Origin of the sequence: Thermosediminibacter oceani DSM 16646, from assembly GCF_000144645.1 — a bacterium.
GTDB lineage: Bacteria > Bacillota > Thermosediminibacteria > Thermosediminibacterales > Thermosediminibacteraceae > Thermosediminibacter > Thermosediminibacter oceani.
In genome coordinates this window covers 1-14,121 of sequence record NC_014377.1, presented here as the reverse complement: position 1 = coordinate 14,121, position 14,121 = coordinate 1, and the positions used below count along the sequence as shown (strand labels likewise).

Genomic DNA, 14,121 nt, shown 5'->3' with positions numbered 1-14,121 from the left:
GATGGAAATATACCCTGTCCGGGTATTACACCCATCTAATAAATATATTAAACCGCAAGTTTATACCGGTCAAGAACCTTTCAGTTCCACTTCCTCCGCAGGAAACTCCTTTTTTTCGCCGTTCTCGGCAAGGCGGACCGTCACAGCACCTTTGTCCTTATTTACGGAAACCACCGTGCCCTCCCCATCGGGGGTGATTACTTCGGAGTCCACCTCGGGCAATCCGCCGGCTTCCTTACAGGATTCGCAGCATTTTGCGGCTTCACAGTAGCCGTCGTATTCGAACCTCAGGCAGCACATTAGCCTACCGCAGAGGCCCGAAATCTTGCCCGGGTTCAGGGACAGATTTTGCTGTTTGGCCATCTTTATGGATACGGGATCAAACTCCCCCAGAAACGTATGGCAGCACGCGACCCTACCGCAGGGGCCAAGGCCCCCCACCATCTTGGCTTCGTCCCTAACCCCTATCTGGCGAAGCTCTATTCGGGTACGGAATATGCTGGCCAGGTCTTTTACCAGTTCTCTGAAATCCACTCTGCCGTCGGCCGTAAAGTAAAAGATGAGCTTGGATCTATCGAAGGTGTATTCCACGTCCACCAGCTTCATTTCGAGGCCGTGCTCCTGTATCTTCTTAACCGCTATATCAGCCGCTTCTCTGGCCTTGACCCGGTTTTCCTCGGCCACCATTTTGTCCTCCGGGGTGGCCTTTCGGATGACATCCTTGAGGGGAGTTATCACATCCTCTTCCCTTACATCTTTTGGCCCGATAACTACTTCGCCGTATTCGATGCCCCTGGCTGTTTCTACTATGACCTTATCTCCCACCGAGAGTTCTATGGTCCCTGGATTGAAATAATATATCTTGCCGGCTCTCTTGAACCTCACTCCCACAACTTTGACCATGCTATATCACCTCCTGCTCCTGGAGCCTGAGGAGCAAATTAAACCACACCAGATTCGCATTTCCCCTGGATTTTACTGCTTCTATCTGCGAGTACAGGGTATCGATAGCGGCTACCAGGGCCCGGGGTGAGAATTTAGCAGCTTGTTCCTTCAGTCTATTCAAAAATTCCCGGTTCTTTATCGACGCCCTACTTTTAGTCTTAATCACCAGGAGATCTCTATACACGCCCGCCATAAATTCCATCAGGACGTCAGGGTCTATTTCGGTTCCGGTAAGTTTTTGCACGTAAAAATGTATTTTAGAAAGATCAGGCCGGGAAAAAATTATATCCATAAGGGTTTCTTTTACGTCACCGGGAATTGGGATTTCGCTTTCGTCTAATTTCGAATAATCCAAAATTTGACACCGAGAAACCACTGTCGGGAGTAAGTTTTTGATGTTCTGCGTGAGAAGCAGAAAGATGCTGGCTGTAGGTGGGTCTTCCAGGGTCTTTAACAGCGTATTCTGGGCGTCCTGCGTCATTTTGCCCGCTTCGTGGATTACGTAGATCTTTCTCCTCCCTTCGATGGGAGGCTGTGACGCGCTCAAAATCACGTTCCTTATTTTTTCAATTTTAATCGACGACCCATCGGGAAATACGTGGAAAAGGTCCGGATGGCTGCCCTCCCTTATACGGCGGCAGCAGTCGCAAAAGCCGCATGGGAGGCCGTCATCATTACAGTTAGCGGCTTGAGCCAGCTCCAGGGCTTTTTCTGTCGTTTCCTCTTCGGATCCTATAAGAATATAAGCGTGAAAAACGTTACGCATACAGGTCAAGGAGCAGCCCTCTTATCTCGTCGACTATCGCCAGGACCTTCACCGCATCGCTCTTTGAAAGGATGAGTTCGGCAAGTTCCATCAGCTTTCGGTCCACTATTTTGACAGCGGTCAGCACCTTCTGGCGGCCGTAGCGGGTGAAAAACCTCTCTTCTTTCAGGTCAAGTCCCGATTCCACGCACTGCCTGAGGAACCTGGCCAGCATTTCCCTGTATTTTTTCAGGTCGGCGAGGCTCATGGTTTTGACAAGGCGCCTACCCTGTTCCTCGATGGACGCCAGCATTCCCTCCAGCTGCTCCTTTGCGCACACCTCCCGGGCGCTTCTCAAAATTTCCTGAAACCGGCTGCCACCCGAGGCCGCCCTATGGGATACGTACCCGGATGCCGTCGATACTTCTTCGGAAGATAGACCCCTTACCTTTATCATATTTTTTCAAACCTCTCCACATTCATGACAAACACGGTGGCACCGCCCACCGTCACTTCTATCGGATACGGAATCATAGTATCTCCCGGCGCCGCCGGGAAAGGAGTGACCACCTGTTTCCTCGGTCGGCAGATTCTTTCGATCATTTTCATTACATCTTCCAGCCTTTCCTCTTCCACGCCGATCATGAGAGTGGTATTGCCCCGCTTTAGAAAGCCGCCCGTGCTGGTAAGCCTCGTCACGCCGACGTTGTTTTTGGTGAGCTCTTCCACCAGCTTCGGCGCATCGATATCCTGGACCACCGCCATTAACATCTTCACAGGGCACCGCTCCTTTACAATCAAATTATTACTCCACCACGCCCGCCTTTTCAAGTTCAGCAACTATCTGCCTGAAAACCTCGTCGGCCGGTTGGGAGGCGTCTATAATCCTGATTCTGTCGGGAAACATTTCCCTTACCTTCATATACCCTTCCCTGACTTTTTGATGGAATTCAAGAGCCTCGCTCTCCAACCTGTCCTTGCGCCCTCCGACGAGCCGCCCAAGGGACACGGCAGGATCCACGTCCAGCAGTATCGTGATATCGGGCCAGTAGCTCCCGATAACCCACTTGTTGAGCTGCAGTATGCGGTTGATACCGATACCCCTTGCCCAACCCTGGTACGCCAGGCTGGAGTCCACGAATCGGTCGCAAACCACGGTGAAGCCTTCCCTAAGTGCCGGAATCACCATCCGTTCCAGAAGCTGGGCCCTACAGGCCGCGTATATGAGGGCTTCGGCATTGGAAACAGGGCTTCCTTCAGGATCCAGCAGTACCTTCCTTAGCTGCTCTCCCAAAGCCGTTCCACCCGGTTCCCGCGTGGAAATCACCCTCTTGCCCTTGGATTTCAGGTACTGGACTATTTTTTCGGCCTGGGTAGTCTTACCCGCCCCGTCGGGGCCTTCGATGGTTATGAACTTACCTTTTCTAAGATTCCTAGCCATTTTTCACCACCTTTATACGACCGTTTTTTATTCCCTGGCAGTATCCTCCCGCCTTTTGTATTTCCCGGATTACTTCGATATGCTGTTTTTCCACTACCTCCCCCGGATACAGCAGGGGTACTCCCGGGGGATAAGGGACCACCGCATCGCTCGTTATCCTGCCGAAAGCTGCATCAAGGTGTATCCATTCTGCCGGTGAAAAGTAAGCTTTGCCCGGATCCATAGCCCTTTCTGGCAGGTCGCCGGGAAAGCAGACCGATTTTATTTTTTTCTTGCGGGCGGGAAATCTCTTTAAAGCTCTGACGAGCTTTGCCACATCGTCCCGGGTATTTCCCCCTGTCAATAGAAAATATACGTTGGAAAAATCAGCGTATTCGGCGTATATGTGAAACCTTTTCCTCAGCACCTTTTCTACGAAGAAACCGGTGTAACCGGCCGATGAAACGTTGACCATCAGGCGGGAAAGGTCGACGTCGTAAACACCTCGCCGCCCCCTGACCTCCCGGCCGACGCAGTAAAAAGGTGTTTTTTCGTTTATGCTCCTTCTCGCCCTTTCGGCAAGCTCCAGGCCCCTTTCCACCCAGTACCTGCCCCGGGTTTCCATGACGGCCCTGGCTACGTCCAGGGAGGCCATCAGGATGTAAGAGGGGCTGGTGCTCGTCAAGAGCGAAAGGTACGACCGTAGCCGCTCCCGGTCGAGGTCCCGGCCTTTCAAGTGGAGCCAGGCGCTCTGGGTGAGGGAGCACAGCATCTTGTGGGGGCTCTGCACCCACACATCCACCTTGCACTCCCCCGCCGAGGAAGGGAGCCTTTTACTGAAGGCAAGATGGGGCCCGTGGGCTTCATCCACCAGCACCTTCATGCCGCGGGCTTTGGCTTCCGACGATATTCCGGAAAGGTTCGGGCAGAACCCCTGGTAGGTCGGGTTAGTGATGAAAAGCGCTTTGGCATCCGGGTGCTGCTCCAGAGCCTTCCTCCACTCGGAAAGGGGCACACCAGTGGCAACGCCTAGTTCTTCGTCCACTTGGGGCTTTAAGTAAACCGGTTTTGCACCGGTCAGGATTATGCCCATTAAGGCAGCTTTGTGGCTGTTACGGGGAAGCAGCACTTCGTCGCCCTTTTCCAGGGCTGCTCCCAGCATGGCCATCACGCCCGAAGTGGAGCCGTTCACCAAGAAGTAAGACCTGTCGGCTCCGTAAAGTTCGGCGAGCAGCCTTTGGGCTTCCTCGATGGCACCTTCCGGGTCGTGCCAGTTGTCCAGGCCCGGGATTTCCGTCACATCCCACCGGAAAAGGTTTTTCTCCATCATAAGCCTTAAGTTTTTCGGGACGCCCCGTCCGCCTTTATGGCCGGGCATGTGAAACCTGACCGGGCTTTTGCCGGAATATAAAATTAATTTTTCGACCAGCGGCATTGAAACTTTTGTCCCCATAGGTGTTCCCTTTTTAGAATATAATACCATAAATTACGCAGCCGTCAAAAGGGAAAGAATAAATAAAGGTGATAATAATGGAATTTCAATTTAACTGTCCCCTTTGTAACGGCCTTATTTCCGTCCGGGAAACATGTCCTGAGTGCGGCAGCTTAATGGAGGATTGGGGAAGGGTTCAGGACTACCTGGATCCTTACCACCCCTACCTGGATATGAATACCACCGCCCCGGGTGAACAGCGCGAAAAGAAGTGCGTTCACCTCTTCAAGTGCCCGCAGTGCGGGCGCGATACCAGGCTGGTGGTGAACCAGGTGATAGCCCCTTAATCCTCGCTTTCCCGGATGACCGCCACCGCCGACACCTGATCCCCTTCTTCCAGCTTCATCAGGGTCACCCCGCGGGTGTTGCGGCTCATGCTGGATATTCCGGAAACCTCCAGCCTTATCATCATGCCGGAGGCGGTGCACAGGATGATATCATCGCCTTCGGCCACCACCCTTAAGCCCACCAGTCTGCCCGTCGTATCGGTAACCCTCTGGGTGATGATCCCCCTTCCGCCCCGGGTCTGAATTCTGTACTCATCGAGGGGGGTGCGCTTGCCGAATCCCTTTTCGGTTATGACCAGCACATCACTGCCCACCGAAGTTACATCCATCGAGGCCACCTCGTCGCCCTCTCCCAGGGTTATGGCCTTGACGCCGCGGGCGGTGCGGCCCGTGGGGGTAACGTCTTCCACGGAAAACCTTATGCTCATCCCGTGAGAAGTACCGAGGATAAGCTCGTCCTTTTTGCCCACCAGTTTTACCCCGATAAGCTCGTCACCTGAGGTAAGGGTTATAGCTATGATACCCGTTTTGCGGGAGCTCTCGTATTCCGAAAGCAAAGTCTTCTTCACCAGGCCCCTTTTGGTCACCATCACCAGATAACTGGCCTCCCCGAAGTCCTTAATCGGTATGACCGCATTTACCTTTTCCTGGGGCTTCAATGGCAGGAGGTTTACGATGGCCGTGCCTTTAGCCGTGCGCCCGGCTTCGGGGATTTCGTGGGCTTTGAGCCTGTAGACGTTGCCCTGATTTGTGAAGAACAGCACCACGTGGTGAGTGGTGGCAACCAAGATCCGCTCTACGAAATCCTCCTCCCTGGTGGTGATGCCGGTAACCCCTTTGCCGCCCCGCTTCTGGCTCCGGTAAGAGGAAAGGGGCATGCGCTTGACGTATCCCATGTATGTCATTGTTATTACCACGTCTTCTTCGGGTATCAGGTCCTGTTCGTCGAAATCCTTAACTTCAGCGACTATTCTGGTCCTTCGCTCGTCGCCGAAGCGCTCCTTTATCTTCAAAAGCTCCTCTTTTATTATAGCGAATACCAGTTTCTCATCGCCCAGCACCCTTTTGTAGTAATCGATCTTCTCTAAAAGCTCCCTGTACTCGTCCTCAATCTTTTGGCGTTCCAGAGCGGTGAGCCTCTGCAGCCTCATATCCAGGATGACCTGGGCCTGTTTTTCCGTCAGTCCGAAGTTCTTCATGAGCCCTTCCCTGGCGGTAGGTACGTCTTTGGACTTTCTGATCAGGGCTATTACTTCGTCCAGGTGGTTGAGGGCTATCCTCAGTCCCTCCAGTATGTGGACCCTTTCTTCCGCCCGGGCCAGTTCGTATTTGGTCCTTCTTACCACCACTTCCTGCTGGTGCCTCAGGTAGTGGTATATCATTTCCCTGAGGGTCAGTACCTGGGGCTTATTTTCCACCAGGGCCAGCATTATAGCGCCGAAGGTGACCTGCATCTGGGTGTGTTTGTAAAGCTGGTTCAGTATTACATGGGCGTTGGCGTCCCTCTTCAGCTCTATGACGATCCGAAGACCATTGCGGTCGCTCTCGTCCCGGAGGTCGGAAATGCCGTCCAGGTGCTTATCGCGCACGAGCTCGGCGATTTTCTCTATCAAACGGGCTTTGTTGACCATGTAGGGAATTTCCGTCACAACTATGCGCTGCTTTCCGCCTTCCATGGGCTCTATCGTAGCTTTAGCCCTGACTATTATCGAGCCCCGGCCGGTAGTATACATTTCCCTGATGCCTTCCCTGCCCAGGATGATACCTCCCGTGGGAAAGTCCGGCCCTTTTATGGCGGCCATAAGTTCCTGGGAAGTGACGTCGGGGTTTTCTATCATCATGACCACCCCGTCGATAACCTCTGAGAGGTTGTGGGGCGGAATGTTGGTAGCCATACCCACCGCTATACCCGAAGACCCGTTGACGAGCAGGTTCGGAAAGCGGGACGGCAGCACCGCCGGCTCCTTTAGGGTGTCGTCGAAGTTGGGTATGAAGTCTACGGTATCTTTGTCTATATCCGAAAGCATCTCCAGGGCTATCCTGGAGAGCCTGGCCTCGGTGTACCTCATGGCAGCCGGTGGGTCTCCGTCGATGGAGCCGAAGTTGCCATGGCCGTCGATAAGGGGGTAGCGGATGGAAAAATCCTGGGCCAACCTCACCATGGCATCGTATATGGCCGCGTCGCCGTGAGGATGGTACTTACCCATGACGTCGCCTACGATGGTGGCTGATTTGCGGTGAGGCCTGTCCGGGGTGAGGTTGAGCTCACTCATGGCGTAAAGGATCCTGCGGTGGATGGGCTTGAGCCCGTCCCTCACGTCCGGCAGAGCCCTGCCGACTATTACGCTCATGGCGTAGTCTATATAGGATTTTTTCATCTCGTCTTCTATGGTTACCGGCACTACCTTGCCGCCTAATTCTGACATTTACAAAACCTCCGTTAAATATCGAGATTTCTCACTTCTGCAGCGTGTTCAAAAATGAACTGCCTTCTGGGCTCCACCTTTTCTCCCATGAGTATCGTAAATATCTCGTCAGCTTCGATGGCATCCTCTAAGTTTACCTTCAGTATGGTCCTGGTCTTAGGGTTCATAGTGGTGTCCCACAGTTGGTCGGCGTTCATCTCACCGAGACCCTTGAACCTTTTCACCTCGGCCTTATCCCTGTCCTTGCCGAGTCTTTCCAGGATTGCTTTCAGTTCCTCGTCACTGTAAGCGTAGTATACTTCCTTGCCTTTCGACACCTGATAAAGGGGGGGTTGGGCGATGTATACCATACCGGCCTCTATCAGAGGCCTCATGTAACGGTACAGGAAGGTCAGTAGCAGAGTTCTTATGTGAGCCCCGTCCACGTCAGCATCGGCCATCAGAATTATCTTGTGGTACCTCAATTTTTCTATATCGAAATCATCGCCGATGCCGGTGCCAAGGGCGGTGATCATCGCTCTGATCTCTTCGTTACCTAAGATCTTGTCCAGCCTGGCCTTTTCCACGTTGAGGATTTTACCCCTAAGAGGCAGTATCGCCTGGAACCTGGGGTCCCGCCCCTGTTTTGCAGAACCTCCCGCCGAGTCCCCCTCCACCAGGTAGAGCTCGCAAAGGCGCGGGTCCTTTTCCCTGCAGTCGGCCAGCTTGCCGGGCAAAGAGGTCCTGTCCAGAGCGTTCTTTCGCCTCACCAGTTCTCTGGCCTTGCGGGCCGCTTCCCTGGCTCTGGCGGCGCTTATGGCCTTCTCGACGATGACGCGGGCAACGGAAGGATTTTCTTCCAGGAAGCGGTTCATGGCATCCCCTACCACCGATTCCACGATGCCGCGCATCTCGCTGTTTCCCAGCTTCGTCTTCGTCTGGCCTTCGAACTGGGGATTCACCAACTTCACACTGATGACGGCGGTGAGCCCTTCCCTCACGTCATCGCCGGAAAGGTTCGGGTCCTGTTCCTTTAAAAGGTTCATCTTCCTGGCGTAGTCGTTTATGCTACGGGTCAGCGCCGACTTAAACCCCACCAGGTGGGTTCCGCCCTCCTGGGTGTTTATGTTATTGGCAAAGCTCAGCACGTTTTCTGCATAGGAGTCGTTGTACTGGAGGGCTACTTCCACTTCCCACTCTCCCTCTTGGGAAGCCGCCCTCATGTATATGGGGTCCTCGTGGAGCACATCCTTGTTTCTGTTCAGGTACTTGACGAAGGAGACTATACCGCCCTCGTAATGAAAAACCTGCTCCTTCCCGGTGCGCAGGTCTTTGATTTCTATCTTCAGCCCCCTGTTGAGGAAAGCCTGCTCCCTCAACCTCTGGGCCAAGATGTCGTAGTTAAAGCTGGTATCCTCAAATATTTGGTCGTCGGGCATGAAAGTTATTTTGGTGCCGGTGTCTGAAGCTTCTCCGATCTTCTTTACCTCGGTTACCGGCTTTCCCCGCTCGTACCTCTGGAAGTACTTAAAGCCGTCCCTCTTTACCTCCACCTCAAGCCATTTTGAAAGGGCGTTTACCACAGAAACGCCCACCCCGTGAAGGCCTCCTGAAACTTTGTAACCGCCGGTTCCGAACTTTCCTCCGGCGTGCAGCATGGTAAGAGCCACTTCCAGGGCGGGTTTTCCTACTTTGGGGTGGATCTTGACGGGGATGCCCCGGCCGTCGTCATCCACCGTGATCGAACCATCTTTATTGATGGTAACCAATATGTTCTTGCAGAATCCGGCCAGAGCCTCGTCGATGCTGTTGTCTACCACTTCGTAGACCAGGTGATGGAGGCCGCGGCTGTCGGTGGAGCCGATGTACATACCGGGCCTGAGCCGCACGTGCTCCAGACCTTCCAGCACCTCTATTTTAGTTTCATCGTAAACCGTCTTTTTCTCCAACACTAATACCTCCAAACTAGAAACTTTGTTCGCCGATACCTTTTATGAAATTAGCCCTCTTGAGGAGGGTGATAGAGGATATTGGAGAAAAATACACCTTTTTATCGGTAACGATTATCGATTTCCCCGCCTCCTCACCTGTAATGACGAACCCCTCCTCCCTGGCCACCTGCAGGAAATCGCTGGTGTCCCTGGATTCGGTGCACGCCCTGTCAAGAATCATTATTATGTCCTTGGTACGGACCACCGTGTTCTTACCTATGTGAAGGAACAAGTGATTCACCTCTTTTTATCTTGAATTCCAGGTCCTTTAACATGAGCTCCGTAAACTTCTGCCTGAGCTTTTCGTCTTTGATGTTCGAAGTAATATTATAAACCATTTGCTTTTTTTTGTCAGGGATTTTTACTTCAACATCCTCTTTAACGTCCTTTTTGTGGCTTTCAGGCCTCCCATCCACCCGGCAAACCTGAAACCGGATGTCCTTTACCAGCGGTGGGGAAAATCTAGAATTAATCCTGTTTATAATATCCGATTTAAAAAATAAGAGCTGGTGGGCCCATATGGGGCTTTCTACTCCTATAAAAAGCGTATCGCCTCTAAAAAATACGGGTTTTGATACTCTGGCTATCTTTTCCCCTACCATTTCTTCGTAGTGCACAAAGACCATAGCTTCCCTTAACCTGCGTTCCAGATCGGTTTTTTTGAGAATTTTCAGTAGAATATTTTTTATTTTTTCCATATAATCACCCCACAGAGCCGGCCCGAACCCTGTAAACCCTGCTTTTTTTCAGAATATCCTCCGGGATCGCCGAAAGATCAACGGTAGTGACGAACACCTGACAGGGTTCCTCTCCTTCCAGGATCCACCTCCTCCTGTTCGCGTCCAGCTCCGACATAGCGTCGTCCAGGAGAAGGATGGGATAAACGCCTGTGGTCTCAAAAAAAACCCGTCGTTCGGCGAACTTCAGGCTAAGGCTTAAGGTCCTCTGTTCTCCCTGGGAACCGAAGTACCTCAAATCCCTTCCTCCCAGCAGAAACTGCAAATCGTCCCTGTGGGGACCTACCCGGGTATAACCGCTTGCAAGATCCTGCGGCAGGGATTTCCTTAAGGCTGCAAGAAACGCCTCATGGATGGATTCCGGGGACGTTCCGGTAGAAACTATGCTGCCAGCATACTTTATCTCTATCTCCCTTTCCTCTCTGGAAAAATAAAGATAATATTTCCTCACCAGGGGAAAGAGCTTTTCCGTAAAAGCCGCTCTGGTTTTGAGTATAACCGTGCCCAGCGAAGAGAGCTGCTCGTCCCAGGCATCCAGCGCTGTGATGAGGGTCCTGTTCTTCTTGAGGTCCTTCAGCAGCCTGTTCCTGTGAAAAAGGGCCCGGTTGTATTCGGAAAGATACCGGCCGTACTGGGGTTTTAACCTAGCGATGATGAGGTCCAGAAACCTCCTCCTCTCGGAAGGCCTCCCTTTAACCAGGCTCAGGTCATCGGGTGAAAAAAACACCGCGTGGATCTGCCAGTAAAGTTCCGACAGCCGGTGCCTTTCTACACCGCATTCCCTGACCTTCTTCCTGTCGCCCGCTACAAGCAGCAATTCCCTGTCGACGGGGCCGGAGGAGGTGTCAAAAACTCCCTTCAAGTAAGCCTTAGTTTTGTCCCACGCGATGACGTCCTGTTCCCTAGTGGTTCGAACCGGCCTCAGGTTGCAGAGGAAATGGATAGCCTCCAAAAGGTTGGTCTTGCCCTGGCCGTTGTCCCCGTAAAGTACGTTCAGACCCCCTGAAAATTCCACCTCCGCTTCCCGGAAGTTGCGAAAATCGAAAAGCCGTATTTTAGTAAGGTGCAAATCATTCACTCCCGCCCTTTACCACAAAGGTCTCGCCATGGAACTCCACCGTGTCCCCGGGAAAAAGTTTTCTGGACCTCCTGGTCTCCACCTGGCCGTTAACCTTTACTAGGCCTTGCCTTATCTTGATTTTGGCCTCACCCCCGGTGAAAACCGCTCCGGCCCATTTCAAAAACTGGTCCAGGTTTATGGACTCGGTTTTTATAAAGACTTCCCTCAATAATCCTCACTCCTCAGCCTTACGGGCAGGATGAAGTTTATATGGTTTTCCACATTCCGCGGCCTTATCACACAGGGACCCACTTCGCCGGCAAATTTAAGCTCTATCTCCGGCTGTTCCACGGACCTGAGGGCTTCTATAAAGAAACGGGCGTTGAAGGCAACCACCAGATCGTCACCGCTGGTCTCGCACTCCACCTTTTCGTAGACGCTGCCCATCTCGGTCTCGGAGCTTACCTCCATACGGCCATTGCCTATTCTGAATTTAACCAGGTTGTTCTTACTCCCCTCCCTAGCTACGATAAAAGCGCGCTCTATGCTGGAAAGCAGTGCATCGGTTTTGGCGACCACGGTGATCTTAGGATCCACCTTAACCACCTGTTCGTAATCTATGAATTTGCCCTCCAGCACGCGGGTAGCCATCACCAGGTTTTCCGTACAGAAGACCACACGGTTTCTTCCGGTATGTATTTCGAAAGTATCCTCCCCGGTATCCGAGAGAGCCCTGGTCAATTCAAGAAGCGCCCTGCCCGGGACTACAACGCTGAAATCGGGCACTTCGGCCTCTTCCCACCTCCAGGCTATTCTGAAGCCGTCCAGGGCTACCACGTGGAACCTGCCGTTTCTCGCTTCCAAAAGTTCACCGGTGAGCACCGGCCTTGCGATCGAGTCCTCAGCCCTGGCGAAGATGGTCTGCTTTACCATATTCTTAAAAGTCTCTTTGGGAAATTTAAGTATGGGATTGGTCTCCGGCGGGACTACTTCAGGAAAATCCCCGGCTTCAAGCACCGGCATGTTGAGGCGAAAATCTCCGGCTTCAACGGTGATCTGCCCCTCCTGACGCCTGAACAAGACCTGTCCCTGGGGCAGTTTCCTGGCGATGTCGCTGAAAACCTTGGTGGATATTACCGCGTCACCTTCTTCCATAATTTGCGCAGGTAACCTGCATTCTATACCCATTTCCAGGTCCGTTGACGAAAGCTCAAGAGTGCTGCCGTAAGCCGAAAATTTGATCCCCGAAAGAATAGGCATGGTTGTCTTGCTCGCGATAAACCTTTCGGCCACCGAAACGCCCGACAAAAGTTGGTCTTTTTCTATTAAAAATTGCATAATGATACCCCCGAAGGTAAAAATTAAGCTATGCCGGTGAATTTTTTAAACTAGCAGTAGTAGTAGTACAGCTTGTGGATATGTGGATAAATTGTGTGAATAACTCAGATCAAGGTTTTTCCCATGTGGATAACCTGTGAAGAATGTAAATAATGTTGTCCACTTATTACACAAAATTGAATATATGGCCAAAGTTATACACATATATCAACAGGATATCAATAACTTATCAATAAGTTTTTCCACACGCTCAGCCGTGAAGGATTTTTTTCTTCAGGTTTTCGATAAGGGACGAAAGCTGGGCGTCTCTTTGAATATCCCTGGATATCTTTTCGCAGGCGTGCAGTACCGTAGTATGGTCGCGCCCGCCGAATTCCTCCCCGATCTTCGGCAGCGAGTAATCGGTGAGTTCCCGGCAAAGGTACATGGCAATCTGCCGGGCATAAGCCAGTTCCTTGGTGCGCTTTTTGGATTTAAAGTCATCGATCTTTATAGAGAAATGACCGCCCACGACCTGAAGTATGTCCATCACGGTGACGGTCTTGGGCTTGTTATTGGGGAGCAGGTCCTTCAACACGTGCTCGGCCAGGTCAAGGTCGATGGGCTTATTTGTAAGGGACGAAAATGCCACTATCCTGATCAGAGCGCCTTCCAGTTCCCGGATATTCGTCTCTATCTTCGTAGCGATGAAGTTGATTACGTCGTCGGGCACTGTAAGGTTTTCCATCATCGCCTTTTTCCTGAGGATTGCGATCCGCGTCTCGAAGTCCGGAGGCTGTATATCCGTGATGAGCCCCCATTCGAAGCGGGACCGCAGGCGTTCTTCGAGGGTCGGAATTTCCTTTGGGGGACGATCGCTGGATATGATTATCTGTTTATTGGCTTCATAAAGGGCGTTGAAGGTATGGAAGAACTCTTCCTGGGTGCGCTCCTTTCCGGCGATGAACTGGATGTCGTCTATCAGGAGCACATCGATGTTCCTATATTTATTCCTGAACTCCACGTTTTTGTCGTCGCGGATGGAGTTAATAAGCTCATTGGTAAACTTTTCAGAAGATACGTACACTACCTTGCATGACGGGTTGTGCTGCAGTATGTAGTGACCTATGGCGTGCATCAGGTGGGTCTTGCCGAGTCCCACACCGCCGTAAATAAAGAAGGGATTATAGGCCTTGGCAGGAGCTTGAGCTACGGCCAATGAGGCCGCGTGGGCGAAACGGTTGCTGTTGCCTACGACGAAGGTGTCGAAAGTGTACTTGGAATTGAGCGTACTTTGACCTTCCTCGGCAACCGGCTTGATGTCTTTTTCAGCAGTGTCCACTGTCGAAGCCTGCTCTTCAGAGGCGAGGGGGTCGATTTTAAAGAAAATACTGACACTACGGTTCAGAATTGAACCCAGTATATCCTTCAAGAGGTTGGCGTATCTTTTTTCCAGTATCCCTTTTAAAAACTCGTTTGGGACCTCCACAATTGCGATGTCGTCTTCAATACTCACAAGTTTAGTAGGTTTTAAGAAGGTATTAAAGGAGACATCGTTATTGAGCTCGCTGCCAAGTGTCTTTAAAACCTGCTGCCAGAGGTCGGGAAGATTATGGGTCATATAATAACCTCCTCAAAAACAAAAAAGAAAGTCACTGGCTAATAACATGATAGCAAAATACCACAGCACATTCAATAAGAAACATATTTTCTTGACAATTA

General features: G+C 51.8%; 15 protein-coding genes. 1 reads left to right on the top strand and 14 read right to left on the bottom strand.

What is annotated here, in order from left to right:
* Positions 1 to 69: 69 nt before the first annotated feature.
* Genes TOCE_RS00075 through TOCE_RS00050 form a run of 6 tightly spaced genes read right to left on the bottom strand, consistent with a single transcriptional unit; the run spans position 70 to position 4,563 of the window.
* Positions 70 to 903 (bottom strand): PSP1 domain-containing protein, encoded by an 834-nt coding sequence (locus TOCE_RS00075; RefSeq protein WP_013274864.1) that lies wholly within the window; start codon positions 901 to 903, stop codon positions 70 to 72.
* A 1-nt stretch (position 904) separates the two neighbouring features.
* Complete coding sequence (locus tag TOCE_RS00070; RefSeq protein WP_041423960.1) at positions 905 to 1,711, bottom strand: DNA polymerase III subunit; 807 nt, start codon at positions 1,709 to 1,711, stop codon at positions 905 to 907.
* Complete coding sequence (locus tag TOCE_RS00065) at positions 1,704 to 2,147, bottom strand: YaaR family protein (RefSeq protein WP_013274862.1); 444 nt, start codon at positions 2,145 to 2,147, stop codon at positions 1,704 to 1,706. Before TOCE_RS00065 ends, TOCE_RS00070 begins: the two co-directional genes overlap by 8 nt.
* The gene (locus tag TOCE_RS00060; RefSeq protein WP_013274861.1) at positions 2,144 to 2,467 is read right to left on the bottom strand and encodes a cyclic-di-AMP receptor; all 324 of its coding nucleotides are present in this window, start codon (positions 2,465 to 2,467) and stop codon (positions 2,144 to 2,146) included. The genes TOCE_RS00065 and TOCE_RS00060 overlap by 4 nt, the downstream gene beginning before the upstream one ends.
* Before the next feature lie 28 nt (positions 2,468 to 2,495).
* Complete coding sequence (gene tmk / locus TOCE_RS00055) at positions 2,496 to 3,131, bottom strand: dTMP kinase (protein WP_013274860.1); 636 nt, start codon at positions 3,129 to 3,131, stop codon at positions 2,496 to 2,498.
* A complete protein-coding gene (locus TOCE_RS00050; RefSeq protein ID WP_041423798.1) occupies positions 3,124 to 4,563 on the bottom strand; it encodes an aminotransferase class I/II-fold pyridoxal phosphate-dependent enzyme in 1,440 nt (479 codons plus the stop codon). Before TOCE_RS00050 ends, tmk begins: the two co-directional genes overlap by 8 nt.
* Positions 4,564 to 4,640: 77 nt before the next feature.
* On the opposite strand from TOCE_RS00050, the gene TOCE_RS00045 reads away from it, so the two are divergent.
* Complete coding sequence (locus TOCE_RS00045; protein ID WP_013274858.1) at positions 4,641 to 4,889, top strand: hypothetical protein; 249 nt, start codon at positions 4,641 to 4,643, stop codon at positions 4,887 to 4,889.
* Here the strand turns inward: TOCE_RS00045 and gyrA are convergent.
* The 8 genes from gyrA to dnaA all read right to left on the bottom strand — a co-directional run bounded on the left by gyrA (position 4,886) and on the right by dnaA (position 14,020).
* Positions 4,886 to 7,315, bottom strand: coding sequence for a DNA gyrase subunit A (gene gyrA / locus TOCE_RS00040; protein ID WP_013274857.1), 2,430 nt, complete (start codon positions 7,313 to 7,315; stop codon positions 4,886 to 4,888). The two genes, TOCE_RS00045 and gyrA, sit on opposite strands and share 4 nt — an antisense overlap.
* Positions 7,316 to 7,329: 14 nt before the next feature.
* Positions 7,330 to 9,243 carry a DNA topoisomerase (ATP-hydrolyzing) subunit B gene (gene gyrB / locus TOCE_RS00035; RefSeq protein WP_013274856.1) on the bottom strand — a complete coding sequence of 638 codons (1,914 nt, stop codon included), beginning with the start codon at positions 9,241 to 9,243 and terminating at the stop codon, positions 7,330 to 7,332.
* Positions 9,244 to 9,259: 16 nt separating this feature from the next.
* Complete coding sequence (gene remB / locus TOCE_RS00030; RefSeq protein WP_425358467.1) at positions 9,260 to 9,526, bottom strand: extracellular matrix regulator RemB; 267 nt, start codon at positions 9,524 to 9,526, stop codon at positions 9,260 to 9,262.
* The gene (locus tag TOCE_RS00025; protein ID WP_013274854.1) at positions 9,498 to 9,983 is read right to left on the bottom strand and encodes a DciA family protein; all 486 of its coding nucleotides are present in this window, start codon (positions 9,981 to 9,983) and stop codon (positions 9,498 to 9,500) included. Before TOCE_RS00025 ends, remB begins: the two co-directional genes overlap by 29 nt.
* A 4-nt stretch (positions 9,984 to 9,987) precedes the next feature.
* On the bottom strand, positions 9,988 to 11,091 hold the full coding sequence (gene recF / locus TOCE_RS00020; RefSeq protein ID WP_013274853.1) for a DNA replication/repair protein RecF: 1,104 nt from the start codon (positions 11,089 to 11,091) through the stop codon (positions 9,988 to 9,990).
* Between the two features lies 1 nt (position 11,092).
* Positions 11,093 to 11,311: an RNA-binding S4 domain-containing protein gene (locus tag TOCE_RS00015; RefSeq protein ID WP_013274852.1), complete on the bottom strand. Its 219-nt coding sequence runs from the start codon at positions 11,309 to 11,311 to the stop codon at positions 11,093 to 11,095.
* Positions 11,308 to 12,420: a DNA polymerase III subunit beta gene (gene dnaN, locus TOCE_RS00010; RefSeq protein WP_013274851.1), complete on the bottom strand. Its 1,113-nt coding sequence runs from the start codon at positions 12,418 to 12,420 to the stop codon at positions 11,308 to 11,310. Before dnaN ends, TOCE_RS00015 begins: the two co-directional genes overlap by 4 nt.
* A 250-nt stretch (positions 12,421 to 12,670) precedes the next feature.
* Positions 12,671 to 14,020 (bottom strand): chromosomal replication initiator protein DnaA, encoded by a 1,350-nt coding sequence (gene dnaA / locus TOCE_RS00005; RefSeq protein WP_013274850.1) that lies wholly within the window; start codon positions 14,018 to 14,020, stop codon positions 12,671 to 12,673.
* Positions 14,021 to 14,121: the final 101 nt, after the last annotated feature.

Excerpts from the sequence above, each read along its gene's own strand:
- TOCE_RS00075 (WP_013274864.1), bottom strand. The coding sequence starts at position 903 with ATGGTCAAAGTTGTGGGAGTGAGGTTCAAGAGAGCCGGCAAGATATAT.
- TOCE_RS00070 (WP_041423960.1), bottom strand. The coding sequence starts at position 1,711 with ATGCGTAACGTTTTTCACGCTTATATTCTTATAGGATCCGAAGAGGAA.
- TOCE_RS00065 (WP_013274862.1), bottom strand. The coding sequence starts at position 2,147 with ATGATAAAGGTAAGGGGTCTATCTTCCGAAGAAGTATCGACGGCATCC.
- tmk (WP_013274860.1), bottom strand. The coding sequence starts at position 3,131 with ATGGCTAGGAATCTTAGAAAAGGTAAGTTCATAACCATCGAAGGCCCC.
- TOCE_RS00050 (WP_041423798.1), bottom strand. The coding sequence starts at position 4,563 with ATGGGGACAAAAGTTTCAATGCCGCTGGTCGAAAAATTAATTTTATAT.
- TOCE_RS00045 (WP_013274858.1), top strand. The coding sequence starts at position 4,641 with ATGGAATTTCAATTTAACTGTCCCCTTTGTAACGGCCTTATTTCCGTC.
- gyrA (WP_013274857.1), bottom strand. The coding sequence starts at position 7,315 with ATGTCAGAATTAGGCGGCAAGGTAGTGCCGGTAACCATAGAAGACGAG.
- TOCE_RS00025 (WP_013274854.1), bottom strand. The coding sequence starts at position 9,983 with ATGGAAAAAATAAAAAATATTCTACTGAAAATTCTCAAAAAAACCGAT.
- dnaN (WP_013274851.1), bottom strand. The coding sequence starts at position 12,420 with ATGCAATTTTTAATAGAAAAAGACCAACTTTTGTCGGGCGTTTCGGTG.
- dnaA (WP_013274850.1), bottom strand. The coding sequence starts at position 14,020 with ATGACCCATAATCTTCCCGACCTCTGGCAGCAGGTTTTAAAGACACTT.